The organism is Pseudomonas paraveronii, assembly GCF_963681955.1.
GTDB classification, from domain to species: domain Bacteria; phylum Pseudomonadota; class Gammaproteobacteria; order Pseudomonadales; family Pseudomonadaceae; genus Aquipseudomonas; species Aquipseudomonas paraveronii.
On sequence record NZ_OY817130.1, the window covers coordinates 2,099,958 to 2,114,049 of the forward strand.

Consider the following 14,092-nt stretch of genomic DNA (forward strand, 5'->3'; position numbering starts at 1 on the left):
TCGCCGCTGGCAGGCCGCGATCAAAGGGCAGGGGGCAATCAGGCATGGTTGGCGAGGAAGGTCAGCAGCGCTTCATTGACGAAGTCCGGGTTCTCGCGACTGGAGATATGCCCGGCGTCGGGAATCAGGCTCAGGCTGCAGCCGATCAGGCTGGCCATCTGCTCGGACTCGGCGGGCGGGCGCGGTGTGTCCTGTTCGCCGCACAGCACCAGGGTGGTGTCGGCGTCCAGGCGTGACAACTGCTCCAATACATCTTCACGGCTGAAGATCAGCCGGCCCAGGGGCACGATGCTGTCTAGCAGGCGCGCCGCGGGGTAGTCCTGCAAGACCTTGCGGAAATTTTGGTACAGCGCCGATTCGCGGTCGATGCCCGGGCGGAAAAAGATCGGCGCGACCCTATCCAGCAGCGGCTCCGGGATAGCGCCGGCGTCTTCAATCATCTTGAACAGCGAGAAGTAGTGCTGGCGCGTGGCCTCGGGCTCGGCGCCGAGGTAGGTGTCCATCAGCACCAGGCTGTTGACCCGCTCGGGTGCCCGCAGGGCCAGGCGCGCGCCCCACATGCCGCCGACCGACAAGCCCACCAGGTTGACCCGGGTAATGTGCAACTGGTCGAGCAGTGCCAGGGCCTGGCGCGCCAGGTCGTCCAGGGATCGCGTGTGTGTCGGCAGCGGCCCGGACTCGCCATGGCCCCATAGCTCGGGGACGATCACGCGATACTGGTGCGACAGCGCTTCGATCTGCGGTGCCCACATGTCGCGGTCCCACAGGTAACTCGAACCCAGCAGGACGACCGGGCCGCAGCCCTGGTCAACATAGTGCAGCGGTTGTCCATCAATCACGGCGACAGGCATAACAGGCCTCCAACTTCACGAAGTGAGGGACACTTTTGTACGCGAGTCGACGGCCAGCGGATAGGTACTAAAAGATGGCATGTGGCGAGGGGGGCTCGCCACATGGGGAGGGGCGGTCAGTCGTAGATGACTTTTTTCTTCCACTCGGCGTCGGTTTCGGCGACTTTCAGGCCTTCGGTCAGTTCGTTGACTTCGTCTTCCGCAGGCTTGCTGTTGGTCAGCACCGTAGAGTTGGCGCGCACCAATTGACTCTCCAGCAATTGCAGTTGCTCTCTGTAGAGCGCGGGCTCGGGCTGCTTGCGCAGGTACTGCACGCCGCGCTCGAAGGCCAGGCGCGCCTGGCCAGGCTGGTTCTGTTGCAAGGCATGCTGGCCGAGGTTGTTGAAGAACTCGATGTGCAGCAGTACCAGGATGTGGCGAATTTCCCGGATCCAGTGCTTGGCTTCATTGGTCGGCAGGAAACCGTCCTGGGCGGCGCGGGTGACTTGGCCGTGCAGGGCTTCCAGCAGGAACCGCACGTCCTTGGCCTTGGCTTCGGTCTGGATCGGGCCGGGCGGGTTGTTGATCGGGATCGATTCGCCTTGGGCCACCAGCGCATTCAGTTCGGCGATCCGCGCCTTGAGCGGTGCGCTGGTCTTGTTGAGGTGCAACAAGCGTTGGTTGACGTTGAGCTCCAGGCGGGTCAGCAGCAGCTTGAGCGCTGGGGTCATCAACTGGCCAGGGAAGGTCTCGGTGATCTCACCACAGCGACGCAGCCGGTCATTAAGCTCGATCACGGCGCGTTGCTTTTCCAGTTTGTTGTTTTCCACCGCGTGGTTCATGTAGCCAATGGCGATCAGTATTACGATCCCGGCTATTACCAGCAGGGTGATCATGAGTGGTGTCACCGGTGTGACCTCTTTATAGGGTTTGCTGTGGAGTGTAGTGACTGGGACATCTGTCGGATAGGACTGTTCGACCAGTTGCCCAGGTAGTTTCTTCTATATACGTAAGCATTCCCTGCGTAGATGCACAATGCCATCAGTTGCTGGATGAACTATAGCGTCTTGTCGGGCGCCAGAATATAGGCGTCAAGGCACGGACATGCAGAATGCCAGCGCGGGCCGGAAAACGGGGGCGAAGTCATTGATTTAAATAAATTTATCCTTGGGGGTTGACGACCTTTCAATCCATCCATAGAATGCGCGCCACTTACAGCGTAAAGCACACAGCGAAACGCGGTAGGGAGTGAATGTTGTACGTGTGTCCCCTTCGTCTAGTGGCCTAGGACACCGCCCTTTCACGGCGGTAACAGGGGTTCGAGTCCCCTAGGGGACGCCAATGCGGGAATAGCTCAGTTGGTAGAGCACGACCTTGCCAAGGTCGGGGTCGCGAGTTCGAGTCTCGTTTCCCGCTCCATTTTTAAGCAGTGTTGCCTTCGGGCGGCATTGAGTGAAACCAGGACCAAGTCTTCGGACAAGGCCTCTGGGCACTGAAATACACACCATGTGTTTCAGTAGCGTGTCCCCTTCGTCTAGTGGCCTAGGACACCGCCCTTTCACGGCGGTAACAGGGGTTCGAGTCCCCTAGGGGACGCCATTTGCGGGAATAGCTCAGTTGGTAGAGCACGACCTTGCCAAGGTCGGGGTCGCGAGTTCGAGTCTCGTTTCCCGCTCCAATTTTTGATTCGCAGTGTCCATTGGACCTGGGGGTCAGCGAAAAAAAGACGCTTCGGCGTCTTTTTTCGTTTCTGCGATAAATCAAATATTGCATCTGCTGAGGGTGGCTTGAGCGCTTCGGGCTATCCGACACACCTCAACCGCGCCTGAACAAAAAACAATGCCCTCCATAGAGGAGGGCATCTGTTTAAGGTTGGCTGCATCAATCCCGTCAGCTAGCGTCCATGCCGTTCAATCGGACACGAGCGTGTGCGCGCAGCGTTCGGGCTTGATGGAAATGGCCTAGAGCTCTTTCGCCATGTCACGCAGCAAAAACTTCTGGATCTTACCGGTCGAAGTCTTCGGCAGCTGTGTGAACACCACCGTGCGTGGCACCTTGAAGCCCGCCAGGTGTTCGCGGCAGAAGCTGATGATGTCGGCTTCGCGGATGTTCTGGTGGTCGGCCTTGAGTGTGACGAAGGCGCACGGCGTTTCACCCCATTTTTCGTCGGGGCGGGCGACGACGGCGGCTTCCAGGATTGCCGGGTGCCGGTACAGCACACCTTCAAGTTCGATGGTGGAGATGTTCTCGCCGCCGGAGATGATGATGTCCTTGAGCCGGTCGCGGATTTCGACATAGCCGTCGGGATGGGTCACCGCCAGGTCGCCGGTGTGGAACCAGCCGCCTTCGAACGCTTCAGCAGTTGCCGTTGGGTTCTTCAGGTAGCCCTTCATCACCGTATTGCCGCGCATGAAAATCTCACCGATGGTGTGGCCATCATGAGGGGTTGGCTCGAGGGTTTTCGGGTCGGCGACCATCACGCCTTCCAGGGTCGGGTAGCGCACGCCCTGACGCGCCTTGATCTGCGCGCGTTCGTCCAGGGGCAGTGCATCCCATTCCGAGTGCCAGGCGCACAGGGTCACAGGGCCATACACTTCAGTCAGGCCGTAGACGTGGATCACCTTGATGCCCATTTCTTCCACGGCGCCGATGACTTTGGCGGGTGGCGCCGCGCCGGCGACCATGGCGTTCACCGGGTGGTCGATGGTGGCCTTGGCCGAGTCGGGCATGTTCACCAGAGCGTTGAGCACAATCGGCGCACCGCACAAGTGAGTGACCTGGTGCTCGCGGATCAGGTTGAGGATTTTCTGTGGGTCGACGCGGCGCAGAAACACATGGACCCCGGCCAGGGCCGTGATGATCCACGGGTAGCACCAGCCGTTGCAGTGGAACATCGGCAGCGTCCACAGGTACACGGGGTGGTTGCCGATCGCCCAGATCATTTGGTTGCCCAGGGAATTCAGGTAGGCCCCGCGGTGGTGGTAGACCACGCCCTTGGGGTTGCCGGTCGTGCCTGAGGTGTAGTTCAGCGAGATGGCTTGCCATTCATCTTCAGGCCACTGCCAGGCGAAGTCCGGATCGCCCTCGGCGAGAAACGCCTCGTAGTCCAGGTCGCTGACCGGCTGGCCTTCGCCGTATTCCGGGTCATCGACATCGATGACCAGGGGCGGATGGTCAAGCATGCCGATGGCCGCATGCACCACATCGTGGAACTCACGGTCGGCAATCAGTACCTTGGCTTCGCCGTGCGCGAGCATGAAGGCGATGGCCTCGGCATCCAGGCGCACGTTGAGGGCATTGAGTACGGCGCCAATCATCGGCACGCCAAAATGCGCTTCGAGCATGGCCGGGATGTTGGGCAGCATGACGGCCACGGTGTCGTTTTTGCCGATCCCGCGACCGGCCAGGGCCGAGGCCAGGCGCCGGCAACGGCTGTAGGTTTGCGCCCAGGTGGCGCGTATCGATCCGTGGATCACGGCAGGGTAATCGGGATAGACGCTGGCAGTGCGTTCAATGAAGCTTAAAGGCGAAAGAGCAATGTGATTAACGCTGGTCGGCTCGAGGCCTTGGTCGAAAATTGACATGGTGCGGATACCCGGTGGCTGATTATTAGCTCTATTGTTCGAGACGCTGGTAACGGCAGTTAAGCTGACGGTGCCGGCCTTGAGGCTTTATCGTTGGCACGCCGGTCCCTGCGGGAAAAGCGCAATGACTTCTCCGGCGGCTTTTATATACTGTCCGCGCGGATGTATGGAAGTACTACCTGTGTTGTATAGTATATGTACTATATCTTGCTTAAACGCTTCCGCTGACCTCGACGTCGCCCTCCCTGTATAGGTTTCAAGATGATCGGCAATTCCGTGCGCTTACCAAGCGGCTCGCCGCTGCTCGGGCATGACCCGCAGCCGAGTCTCCTGCTGGATGCCGAGGCTCGGCCGCTGGAGCTCAACGCGGCGCTGTTGGCGTTGCTTGAGCAGTTGTCCCTGGCCGATTGTGTGAGCCTGTTGCCGGTCAATTGCTTGCCGCTGGTGCAGGCGTGCCTGGGGCAGCAGCGGGCGATCGAAAACGTCGAGGCGCAGTTCGCCGAGCGCATTCTGGTGTGGACGTTTATTCCCGACCCTGGCGAAAATCGCGTGCTGGCGCGTTGCCGGGACGCCAGCGCGCAGATCGTCGCCGAGCGCGAATCCACCAAGGCCCGGCGCCTGTATCGGCTGATCATCGAAAACACCACCGACCTGATTTCCCGGCACACCCCGGATGGCGGTTTTCTCGATGCATCACCGGCTTCCTGGGCCTTGCTGGGCTACTGGCCGGGGGAATTGCGCGGGACCCTGGCTCAACGCCTGTTCCATCGGCAGGGCTTGGCGGGGTTGGTGCGGCGCGCGCGGGAGGGCCTGGAGCAGGACGGTTATTACACCATGACCTATCGCATCCGCCATCGCGAGGGCCATTACCTGTGGTTCGAAACCGCCTGCCGGGCGATCCGCGAGACCTACACCGGCGCGGTGGTGGAGGTGGTCAGCGTGTCCCGCGACATCACCGCCAGGGTCCAGGCCGAGGAAACCACCCTGACCGAGCGCAAGCTGCGCGAGGCCCAGCAGCGTCATCACCAGGACGAACTGGCGCACACTGCGCGCCTGGTGACCCTGGGCGAACTGGCGTCGGGTATCGCCCATGAAATGAATCAGCCGCTGGCGGCGGTGGTCAATTACGCCAATGCCAGCCAGCGTTATCTGGCCGCGATGGGCAGCGATTCGCCGGCGGCCGAGCGGGTGGCTCAAGGCCTGGAGCGGATCTCGGTGCATGCCAACCACGCCGCGCAAGTGATCAAGCGCTTGCGCGCGTTTCTGCGCAAGGGGCGCAGACGCATGGAGGCGCTGAACCCCGGCGAGGTCGCCCGCGAAGCGGTGCGCCTGTGTGCCTGGGAGGCCAGCGATTGCCAGGTGACGATCGAGGATCGCTTGCCGGATAATCTGCCGCTGATTTACGCCGACCGGGTGCTGCTGGAGCAGGTGCTGCTGAACCTGCTGCGCAATGCCATCGATGCGAATCGCGAAGCCCATCCCGGCCAGCCTTCGCTCATCGTCATGAGTGCGCTGGCGCAGCGTGACGGGTGGGTGCAGATCGACGTGAGCGATCAGGGTCCCGGTGTCTCGCCGGCGCAGTTGGAGCAGATATTCACCCCGTTCTATACCAGCAAGGCCAATGGCCTGGGCCTGGGCTTGTCCATGAGCCGCAGCATCATCGAAGGCTTCGGTGGCGAGTTGCAGGCCGAGCCGATGCCGGTCGGGCTGCAAATGTGCTGCCGCCTGCCCGCACTCGCCCAGAGCGGTGCCCCACAATAAGAAGAGGAATCAAGCGATGGTGAGCGTGACGGAGCAGGTGGTGTATGTGGTGGATGACGACCAGGGGATGCTCGATTCGACCGTCTGGTTGCTGGAGTCGGTGGGCCTCAAGGCGCTGCCGTTTACCAGTGGTCGCGAGTTTCTCGACGCCTGCGACAGCCGCCTCAACGCCTGCGTGCTGCTGGATGTGCGCATGCCGGGGATGGGCGGCCTGAATGTGCAGGAGCACATGCGCAACCGCGACCTGCACCTGCCGGTGATTTTCGTCAGCGGCCACGCCGATGTGCCGATTGTGGTCCGTGCGTTCAAGGCCGGGGCACATGACTTTATCGAAAAACCCTACAACGAACAGTTGCTGCTCGACAGTGTCCTGCAGGCCCTGAGCAAGGCCGATCATCGCCAGAGCCTCGGTGAAGGACCGGCGCGGGTGCAGGCGCGGCTGCAGCAACTCACGCCACGCGAGCGCGATGTGCTACTCCCGCTGGTGCAGGGTTATACCAATCGGGAAATTGCCGAGCAGTTGGGCGTCAGCGTCAAGACCATCGACCTGTATCGCGCGCGGGTCATGAAACGCATGGCGGCCAGCCATTTGCCCGAGCTGGTGGGCATGGCGATTGCCGCCGGCCTGGTGGACCCCCTGCAATTGCGCTGATCGGCCTCAGGCCACGGCAATCTGCAGGTTCGGCCGCTCGCTGGCCCGTGTTGCCAGTACGCGCTCGATGGCGCCGGTCAGCAGGTTTTCCAGTAGCTCGGTGCGTTCTGCATCATCCAGCGTCTGCCCGGCCAGCCAGCTCGGCGCATTGTTCAGCAGTGTGGCGATGGCGTGGCCGGCGGCTTGCAGGGCGTGCGCACTCAGCCGCCGCGGTCGCCCGAGCATTTGCAGCAGGCGCTGCTCGTATTGTTCGCGCAACTGCCGGACCCGCAGTTGCTGGTCCTCCGTGAGGCAGCCGCAATCACGCTCCACCAGGCGGAAATGCCACGGCATCTCTTGATGCAAGTTCAGGTGGGCATGAATCAGCCGCTGCAGATTGTCCTGGCGTGAGCGCGGCCGTTGTTCGACGCGCCCCAGGGTGGTCAGCAGTTCTTCGTAGAACTCTTCGATCCAATCCAGCAGCAGGTGCTGTTTGCTGGGGTAGTGGTGGTACAGCGAGCCCGGGGTCAACCCCAGGCTGCTGGCCAGCTCGCGCATGCCGACTTGACCGAAGCCTTTACTGGCGAGCAACTCCAGGGCCTTGTTGCGGTGTTCGCACAGGCGCGAGCGATACTCAGCCATAGGTATGGAAGCCGCGCCCGGTCTTGCGCCCCAGGTAACCGGCGGCCACCATTTCCTTGAGCAGCGACGCGCTGCGGTATTTGCTGTCCTGGAAGCCCTCATAGAACGCCTCGAGGATCGCCAGCAAGGTGTCCAGGCCGATCAGGTCGGCCAGGGCCAGCGGGCCGATAGGCTGGTTGCAACCCAGGCACATGCCGGCGTCGATGTCTTCGGCACTGGCCAGGCCTTCCTGGAACACCAGGATCGCTTCGTTGATCATCGGCACCAGAATCCGGTTGACCACAAAACCTGGGCGGTTGCCGGCGGTGATCGCGGTTTTGCCCAGGTGCTGTGCCAGCTTAATGGCCTGGGCGTGGGTCTTATCGCTGGTCTGCAGGCCACGAATCACTTCGATCAGGCCCATCACCGGCACCGGGTTGAAAAAATGCAGGCCGATAAAGCGCTCGGGGGCGTTAACGCCGGCCGCCAGTTCGGTGATGGACAGCGAAGACGTATTGGATGCGATCACGCACTGCTCATCGACGTGAGCGGCGATCTGTTGCAGCACGCGCCGTTTCAGTTCGAGGTTTTCCGTGGCCGCCTCGATGACCCATTGGGCATTTGCCAGGCTGGCGTAGTCGGTGCTGGTGCGGATCTTGTCCAGGGCCGTATGCTTCTGGGATTCGCTGAGGGTGCCCTTGCTGACTTGGCGATCGAGGTTCTTGCTCACGGTGGCCAGGGCTTTTTCCAGGGCGCCGGCGGAGATATCCAGCAAGGTCACGTTGATGCCGGCCACCGCGCAGATCTGGGCGATGCCGTTACCCATGGTGCCCGCGCCGATCACGCCGATATTTTGCAGATTCATCGTCAGTCTCTCTTCAAATGTGCGGTGCCGTTGCAATACGGTCCATTGGGCGAGAGTCTATGGCCCGACAATGGGGCGGCCTATGCCGAAACCTGTCAGTTGTATTGGCGTTTATTACCATGTGTCCGCTACAGGAACTCAGAATGATGCCCACGCGGGAAAAGGATTCGGTTGCCGTCTACTTCGTGCAGGTCATGATCCATGCGCTGCGCGATCAGCCCGAGCGGCTGGCCGCCGTGCTGTGCGAAGCGGGCATCGAGCCGGCGCTGCTGACCCAGCCCGAGGCCCGGGTGCCGGCCAGCGCGTTTGCGGCGTTATGGCTGATTCAGATTCGTGAGTTGAACGACGAGTTCTTCCGCCTGGATTCCCACGGCATGCCGCCGGGCAGTTTCGCCCTGATCTGCCGTGGCCTGATCCAGGAACCGAACCTGGGCAAGGCGCTCACCCAGTGCCTGGCCAGTTTCGCCCTGTTCCTGCGCGACTTTCGCGGCCGCCTCAGCGTGCATGGCAAGCGTGCGGTACTCAGCCTGGAAGTCGGCGGCGGCGATGAGGACACACGGCGTTACGGTGAGGAAACCTTTCTGGTGCTGATGATCAGCCTGCTGTGCTGGCTGGGCGGACGCCGCGTGCCCATCGATCGCGCCGACTTTCGCCATGCGCGTGCGCCGCTCAGCGACGATCAGTTGCTGTGGGGCTACAACCTGACGTTTGGCGCGGCCCGCACCGAAATCGAATTCGCCAGCAGCTACCTGCGTCTGGCCGTGGTGCAGGACCTGGCGTCGCTCAAGGTGTTTCTGCGCAGCGCGCCGCAATGGCTGGTGATCCGGTTTCGCAACCAGGACGGCGTGGCGACCCAGGTCTATCAACGCCTGCGTGGCAGCCACTACAGCTTGTGGCCGGCGCTGGAGGACTTGGCCGTGGACTTGCACATGAGCCCCAGCACTTTGCGCCGGCGTCTGGAGCGCGAAGGTTGCTCGTTTCAGGAGATCAAGGATGAAGTGCGCCGCAGTCTGGCGCTGGAACTGCTCTGTCAGACGCGGGCGAGCATCGGTGAAATCGCCGCGCAATGCGGTTTTCAGGAGCCCAGCGCGTTCCATCGGGCGTTCAAGAAGTGGACCGGCGAAAGCCCTGGGCGTTATCGCGAGCGGGTCCAGGGCAAAGTGTCTCGGCCTGCGCGCCTGGACGCCTGAGTCATTTGCGGTTGAGTGCCGCGTCGCGGTAAGTCCTGGGTAACTCGCCGGTCCATTGGCGAAAGGCCCGGGTGAACGCCGACGGGTCCGAGAAACCCAGCTGTTGCGAGGTCTGATTGATCGACATCGACGTCTGGCTCAAGTAATGAATGGCCATGTCGCGGCGTACCCCGTCCTTGAGTTTCTGAAACTTGCTGCCTTCGGCCAAGAGCTTGCGCCGCAGTGTTCTTTCCGTCAGGTGCAGCTCGCTGGCGGCGCTCTGGATGGTGGCCTTGGCGAGATCGTCGACGTTCTCCAGGTGGTCCAGCACCCGCCGCGTGTAAACCGGGTAATAGGCGGGACGGGTGAACCAGTCCACCGGCGCTCGCTGCAGGTGATAGGCCAGGGTTTCTGCGGTTTGCACCAGCGGCGCGGTGAGAATCGCGGCGTCGAACACCAGGCAAGTCTCGGGTTGGTCGAAGTGCGCGGGGCATGGAAACATCAAGCGGTATTCCGCTGAATGGGCGGGCTCGGGATGATCGAACGTCACCCGCTTGAGCGTGATCCGCTGGCCAATCAACCAGCTTGGGAACCGATGCCAGAGCAACAGTAAAAAACCCCTCAGCAGGTAGCCGGCGTCCAGGCTCGGGTCACTCAAAGCCATTGAAAACAGGGCCTCATCACCGACGACTTTCAGCTCCAGGTGCAGGGAGTCGTTCATCACGTTGTAGAAATGGCTGAGCTTGTAATACACCGAATGCAGGTTGTGCGAGTGGATCACTTGCTTGGCCATTATCGCGAAGCAGCCCTTCGGACAGCGCTGTGAACCCGCGCCGAAAAACTCGTCATCACTCAAGCGCCACACGGCCTGCATCAAGCGACTGAACTGGTCGGGGGTGATGCGCAGGTGCAGGTTGTCCAGGCGCTTGCGGCTGATGCCGGCTTCCTTGAGCAAGACGTCTTCGTCCAGCGCGAGGCGGCGTGCGGCCGTCATCAGGATGTGGGCGAAGTACATGGAAATGGAATAGCGCTCGATGCCCATCGTTCAGCAGTCCGGCAGCAGGGGAGGCTAGTTTAGCCAAAAGTGACTGTCCGTTTATGTCTGTTTTTCGACTGATTTGGTAATTGCCACCCAGGGCCGGATCGGAGGAAGCTGAATAGAGCTATGCGCTACGGGCTCCGTCCCTGCTTGCAACCGTCCCAGGTTTTTTGGGTAATGGCCGTTTTGGTTAATTGCCCTGCATGGGGGAGTGGGCGAGGGGTGTAGCGGCCTGTCTAACGAGTGAATGAGGAAAATAACAATGAGTGGTTATGCCCATCCGTACCGCGACACCGAATTCGTGCTGGAGGCGTTGGTCGGATTTGAGCAGTTGTGCGTGAGCGCCCAGCTTCAGGATGTCAACAGCGAGCTGGTCAGCGCCATCTTGAGCGAGGCAGGCCGCTTGGGCTCCGGCGTGCTGGCGCCGCTCAACCGGGTCGGTGATACCCAAGGTACGCACCTGGGGGAACAGGGCGTGCAAGAAGCACCGGGGTTTGCCGAGGCGTATCGGCAATTCCAGGAAGGCGGCTGGCCCTCGTTGACCGCTGCGGAACAACACGGCGGGCAGAACCTGCCGAACGTGATCGGCACGGCCGTCAATGAGATCTGGCACTCAGCCAACATGGCATTCGCCTTGTGCCCCATGTTGACCCAGGGCGCTATCGAAGCCATCGCCCATCACGGCTCGGCCGAACTGCAAGGCGCCTACCTGGAAAAACTGGTGAGCGGCGAGTGGACCGGGACGATGAACCTGACCGAGCCGGATGCCGGCTCCGATCTGGCGGCCATCAAGAGCCGCGCCGTGCCCCAGGGCGACCACTATCTGATCACTGGCCAGAAGATTTTCATCACCTGGGGCGATCACCAGATGACCGACAACGTCGTGCATTTGGTCCTGGCACGCCTGCCGGATGCGCCGGCGGGCGTCAAAGGCATTTCGCTGTTCGTGGTGCCCAAGTTCCTGCTCGATGCCCAAGGCCAGCCGGGCGTGCGCAATAACGTCCAGTGCATCTCCCTGGAACACAAATTGGGCATTCATGGCAGCCCGACCTGCGTGATGAATTTCGGCGACCCCGAAGGGGCGGTCGGGTATCTGCTCGGCGAGCCGCACATGGGCCTGACCTGCATGTTCACCATGATGAACCATGCCCGCCAGAGTGTTGGCTTGCAGGGCTTGTCGATTGCCGAGCGCGCTTACCAGCAGGCCCGTCAATACGCCAAAGACCGTCTGCAGGGCACGCGCAAGGACGGCAGCCGTTTCTCGATCATTCGCTTTCCCGATGTGCGCCGGATGCTGTTGCAGATGAAAGCGTCCATCGAAGCGATGCGCGCGTTGTCGCTGGTGGCCGCCGCCGAAGTCGACCGTGCCGCGCATGCGCCCACGCCGGAACTTGCGCGCCATCACCAGGGGCGCGTCGATGTGTTCACCCCGATCGTCAAAGGCTGGCTGACCGAACTGGCTCAGGAAGTCACCTCCCTCGGCGTGCAAATCCACGGCGGCATGGGCTTCATCGAAGAGACCGGCGCGGCGCAGCATTATCGCGATGCGCGCATCCTGACCATTTATGAAGGCACCACCGGCATTCAGGCGCTTGACCTGGTGGGGCGCAAGACCCTGCTGAACCAGGGCGCGTTGCTCAACAGCCTGCTCGAGGAAATGGATCAAACCGTCGAGCAACTGCGTCACATCGACGCCCTCGACTATCAGGCAGTGGCGTTGGCCGCCGCGCTTGGCGCCGGTCGCGAGGCCTTGTCGCGGTTACTCGACAACGCCAAGCACGATGCGGATTGGGCCGGCAGCGTCAGCGTCAACTTCCTGATGCTCTTCGGCTACCTGTCGGGCGGCTGGCTCATGGCGCGTTCTGCCGTGCAGGCGCACGCACAGCTGCAAGCCGGCACGGGCGATGCGGCCTTCCTCAAGACCAAAGGCGTCAGCGCACGCTTCTACGCGGAGCAATTGTTGCCGCGGGTACATGCGTTGTTGGCGGCGATCAGCGCTGGGAGCGCGAGCATCATGGCGCTGGATGAAGAACAGTTCTGACACCGCGTTGGTTTTTGTGCCTAACTTTTTTGAGGTTCACCCCATGCATCACCAGCGCATTCGCCTGGATTCCTTGCACGAAAAAATCATGAGCGCGGCGCAGGCCGCCGCGTTCATTCAAGACGGCATGACCGTGGGCATGAGTGGTTTCGGTGGCGCAGGGGACGCCAAGGCCGTGCCACTGGCGCTCATCGAGCGCGCCCGGCAGTGTCCGCTCAAGATCAACCTGATCACCGGCGCGAGCCTCGGGCGTGGCCTGGACGGGCAGATGGCCGAGGCCGGGCTGCTGGCGCGGCGCATGCCGTTTCAAGGCGACCCGGTGCTGCGCAAGGCGATCAACGAAGGCCGCGTGGTGTTTATCGACCAGCACCTGAGCGAAGTGGTCGAACAACTGCGCGACGGTAGCCTGCCGACTCCGGATGTCGCGGTGATTGAAGCGGTGGCGATCACCGAACAGGGGCATATCGTGCCGACGTCTTCGGTCGGCAATTCGGCCAGTTTCGCCCAGACGGCGCGGCAGGTCATCGTTGAGCTGAACCTGGCCAGCAGCCCTTATTTTGAAGGGATGCACGATATTTATCAGCCCCACGGGCGCCCTGGCCGCGGGCCGATTCCGGTCATCAGCCCGGATGATCGCATCGGCACCCAGGCCATTGCGATTGACCCTGCCAAGATCGTCGCCATCGTGCTGTGCAATACGCCGGAATCTGCGATTCCCATGCTGCCGCCCGATCATGAGACCCAGGCGATTGCCGACCATCTGGTGGCGTTTTTCGAGCAGGAAGTGGAGCACAAACGCTTGGGCAGAAGCCTGGCGCCGTTGCAAGTCGGCGTCGGCTCCATTGCCAACGCCGTCATGTGCGGGCTGATCGATGCGCCGTTCACCGACCTGGTGCAGTACTCGGAGGTGTTGCAGGATTCGACCTTTGAATTGCTCGACGCGGGCAAGCTGAAGTTTGCCTCCGGCTGTTCGATCACCCTGTCCGGCCCCTGTGGCGAGCGGGTGTTCGGCAACCTGGAAAAATACGCCGACCGCCTGGTGCTGCGCCCCCAGGAAATCTCCAATCACCCGGAAGTGATTCGACGGTTAGGCGTGATTGCCATCAACACCGCGCTGGAATTCGACCTGTACGGGAACGTCAACTCCACCCACGTCTGTGGTACGCAGATCATGAATGGCATCGGTGGCTCGGGAGACTTCGCCCGTAACGCGCTGCTGTCGATTTTCGTGACCAAGTCGATCGCCAAGGACGGTGCGATTTCCCGCGTGGTGCCGATGGTCAGCCATGTCGACCACACCGAGCATGACGTCGATATCCTGGTGACGGAACAAGGGCTGGCGGACCTGCGTGGTCTGGCGCCGAAAGAACGGGCCGAGTTGATCATCAGCCACTGCGTGCACCCGGATTATCGCGAGGCGTTGCGCAGCTACTTCAAGGCCGCGTGCGCCAAGGGTGGGCATACGCCGCATGTGTTGAGCAAGGCCTTGAGCTGGCACATCAATCTGCAGGAAACCGGTTCCATGCAGGCGGCCGCCGTCGGCGTCTAGGC

The 14,092-nt window shown here is 61.8% G+C and carries 11 protein-coding genes and 4 tRNA genes; 9 read left to right on the plus strand and 6 right to left on the minus strand.

What is annotated here, in order from left to right:
- Window positions 1-38 precede the first annotated feature (38 nt).
- Window positions 39-851, minus strand: coding sequence for an alpha/beta fold hydrolase (locus U5A08_RS09640; RefSeq protein WP_321851323.1), 813 nt, complete (start codon window positions 849-851; stop codon window positions 39-41).
- 116 nt (window positions 852-967) lie between these two features.
- Window positions 968-1,738 carry a hypothetical protein gene (locus tag U5A08_RS09645; protein ID WP_247398767.1) on the minus strand — a complete coding sequence of 257 codons (771 nt, stop codon included), beginning with the start codon at window positions 1,736-1,738 and terminating at the stop codon, window positions 968-970.
- A 357-nt stretch (window positions 1,739-2,095) separates the two neighbouring features.
- On the opposite strand from U5A08_RS09645, the gene U5A08_RS09650 reads away from it, so the two are divergent.
- The 4 genes from U5A08_RS09650 (at window position 2,096) to U5A08_RS09665 (ending at window position 2,508) form a co-directional block, all read left to right on the plus strand.
- Window positions 2,096-2,171, plus strand: a tRNA-Glu gene (locus U5A08_RS09650).
- A gap of 2 nt (window positions 2,172-2,173) precedes the next feature.
- Window positions 2,174-2,249 (plus strand) — tRNA-Gly (locus U5A08_RS09655).
- A 104-nt stretch (window positions 2,250-2,353) separates the two neighbouring features.
- Window positions 2,354-2,429 (plus strand) — tRNA-Glu (locus tag U5A08_RS09660).
- Between the two features lie 3 nt (window positions 2,430-2,432).
- Window positions 2,433-2,508: transfer RNA gene (locus U5A08_RS09665), tRNA-Gly, on the plus strand.
- A gap of 283 nt (window positions 2,509-2,791) precedes the next feature.
- On the opposite strand, the gene U5A08_RS09670 is transcribed toward U5A08_RS09665, so the two are convergent.
- Window positions 2,792-4,414 (minus strand): acyl-CoA synthetase, encoded by a 1,623-nt coding sequence (locus tag U5A08_RS09670; protein ID WP_253394475.1) that lies wholly within the window; start codon window positions 4,412-4,414, stop codon window positions 2,792-2,794.
- A 261-nt stretch (window positions 4,415-4,675) separates the two neighbouring features.
- Between U5A08_RS09670 and U5A08_RS09675 the strand changes: the two genes are divergently transcribed.
- Together U5A08_RS09675 and U5A08_RS09680 are read left to right on the plus strand one after the other, a co-directional pair.
- A complete protein-coding gene (locus tag U5A08_RS09675) occupies window positions 4,676-6,175 on the plus strand; it encodes a PAS domain-containing sensor histidine kinase (RefSeq protein WP_321851325.1) in 1,500 nt (499 codons plus the stop codon).
- Window positions 6,176-6,191: 16 nt separating this feature from the next.
- Window positions 6,192-6,827, plus strand: coding sequence for a response regulator transcription factor (locus U5A08_RS09680; RefSeq protein WP_321851326.1), 636 nt, complete (start codon window positions 6,192-6,194; stop codon window positions 6,825-6,827).
- 6 nt (window positions 6,828-6,833) lie between these two features.
- Here U5A08_RS09680 and U5A08_RS09685 read toward each other — a convergent pair whose 3' ends face one another.
- Both U5A08_RS09685 and U5A08_RS09690 read right to left on the minus strand, forming a co-directional pair.
- Window positions 6,834-7,448, minus strand: a complete 615-nt coding sequence (locus U5A08_RS09685) for a TetR/AcrR family transcriptional regulator (protein WP_253394479.1) — start codon at window positions 7,446-7,448, stop codon at window positions 6,834-6,836.
- Entirely contained in the window at window positions 7,441-8,292 is an 852-nt protein-coding gene (locus U5A08_RS09690) for a 3-hydroxybutyryl-CoA dehydrogenase (protein ID WP_253394482.1), read from the minus strand. Before U5A08_RS09690 ends, U5A08_RS09685 begins: the two co-directional genes overlap by 8 nt.
- A gap of 143 nt (window positions 8,293-8,435) precedes the next feature.
- On the opposite strand from U5A08_RS09690, the gene U5A08_RS09695 reads away from it, so the two are divergent.
- Window positions 8,436-9,482 carry an AraC family transcriptional regulator gene (locus U5A08_RS09695; RefSeq protein WP_253394484.1) on the plus strand — a complete coding sequence of 349 codons (1,047 nt, stop codon included), beginning with the start codon at window positions 8,436-8,438 and terminating at the stop codon, window positions 9,480-9,482.
- 1 nt (window position 9,483) lies between these two features.
- Here U5A08_RS09695 and U5A08_RS09700 read toward each other — a convergent pair whose 3' ends face one another.
- The gene (locus U5A08_RS09700; protein WP_321851329.1) at window positions 9,484-10,503 is read right to left on the minus strand and encodes an AraC family transcriptional regulator; all 1,020 of its coding nucleotides are present in this window, start codon (window positions 10,501-10,503) and stop codon (window positions 9,484-9,486) included.
- A 259-nt stretch (window positions 10,504-10,762) separates the two neighbouring features.
- Between U5A08_RS09700 and U5A08_RS09705 the strand changes: the two genes are divergently transcribed.
- Both U5A08_RS09705 and U5A08_RS09710 read left to right on the plus strand, forming a co-directional pair.
- Window positions 10,763-12,541, plus strand: a complete 1,779-nt coding sequence (locus U5A08_RS09705) for an acyl-CoA dehydrogenase family protein (protein ID WP_321851330.1) — start codon at window positions 10,763-10,765, stop codon at window positions 12,539-12,541.
- A gap of 43 nt (window positions 12,542-12,584) precedes the next feature.
- Window positions 12,585-14,090 (plus strand): succinyl-CoA:acetate CoA-transferase ScpC, encoded by a 1,506-nt coding sequence (locus U5A08_RS09710; RefSeq protein WP_321851332.1) that lies wholly within the window; start codon window positions 12,585-12,587, stop codon window positions 14,088-14,090.
- The last annotated feature ends 2 nt before the right edge of the window (window positions 14,091-14,092 follow it).

What these genes read in the sequence shown, in the direction of transcription:
- U5A08_RS09675 (WP_321851325.1), top strand. Translation starts at nt 4,676, where the DNA reads ATGATCGGCAATTCCGTGCGCTTACCAAGCGGCTCGCCGCTGCTCGGG.
- U5A08_RS09700 (WP_321851329.1), bottom strand. Translation starts at nt 10,503, where the DNA reads ATGGGCATCGAGCGCTATTCCATTTCCATGTACTTCGCCCACATCCTG.
- U5A08_RS09695 (WP_253394484.1), top strand. Translation starts at nt 8,436, where the DNA reads ATGATGCCCACGCGGGAAAAGGATTCGGTTGCCGTCTACTTCGTGCAG.
- U5A08_RS09690 (WP_253394482.1), bottom strand. Translation starts at nt 8,292, where the DNA reads ATGAATCTGCAAAATATCGGCGTGATCGGCGCGGGCACCATGGGTAAC.
- U5A08_RS09685 (WP_253394479.1), bottom strand. Translation starts at nt 7,448, where the DNA reads ATGGCTGAGTATCGCTCGCGCCTGTGCGAACACCGCAACAAGGCCCTG.
- U5A08_RS09670 (WP_253394475.1), bottom strand. Translation starts at nt 4,414, where the DNA reads ATGTCAATTTTCGACCAAGGCCTCGAGCCGACCAGCGTTAATCACATT.
- U5A08_RS09705 (WP_321851330.1), top strand. Translation starts at nt 10,763, where the DNA reads ATGAGTGGTTATGCCCATCCGTACCGCGACACCGAATTCGTGCTGGAG.
- U5A08_RS09680 (WP_321851326.1), top strand. Translation starts at nt 6,192, where the DNA reads ATGGTGAGCGTGACGGAGCAGGTGGTGTATGTGGTGGATGACGACCAG.
- U5A08_RS09640 (WP_321851323.1), bottom strand. Translation starts at nt 851, where the DNA reads ATGCCTGTCGCCGTGATTGATGGACAACCGCTGCACTATGTTGACCAG.
- U5A08_RS09710 (WP_321851332.1), top strand. Translation starts at nt 12,585, where the DNA reads ATGCATCACCAGCGCATTCGCCTGGATTCCTTGCACGAAAAAATCATG.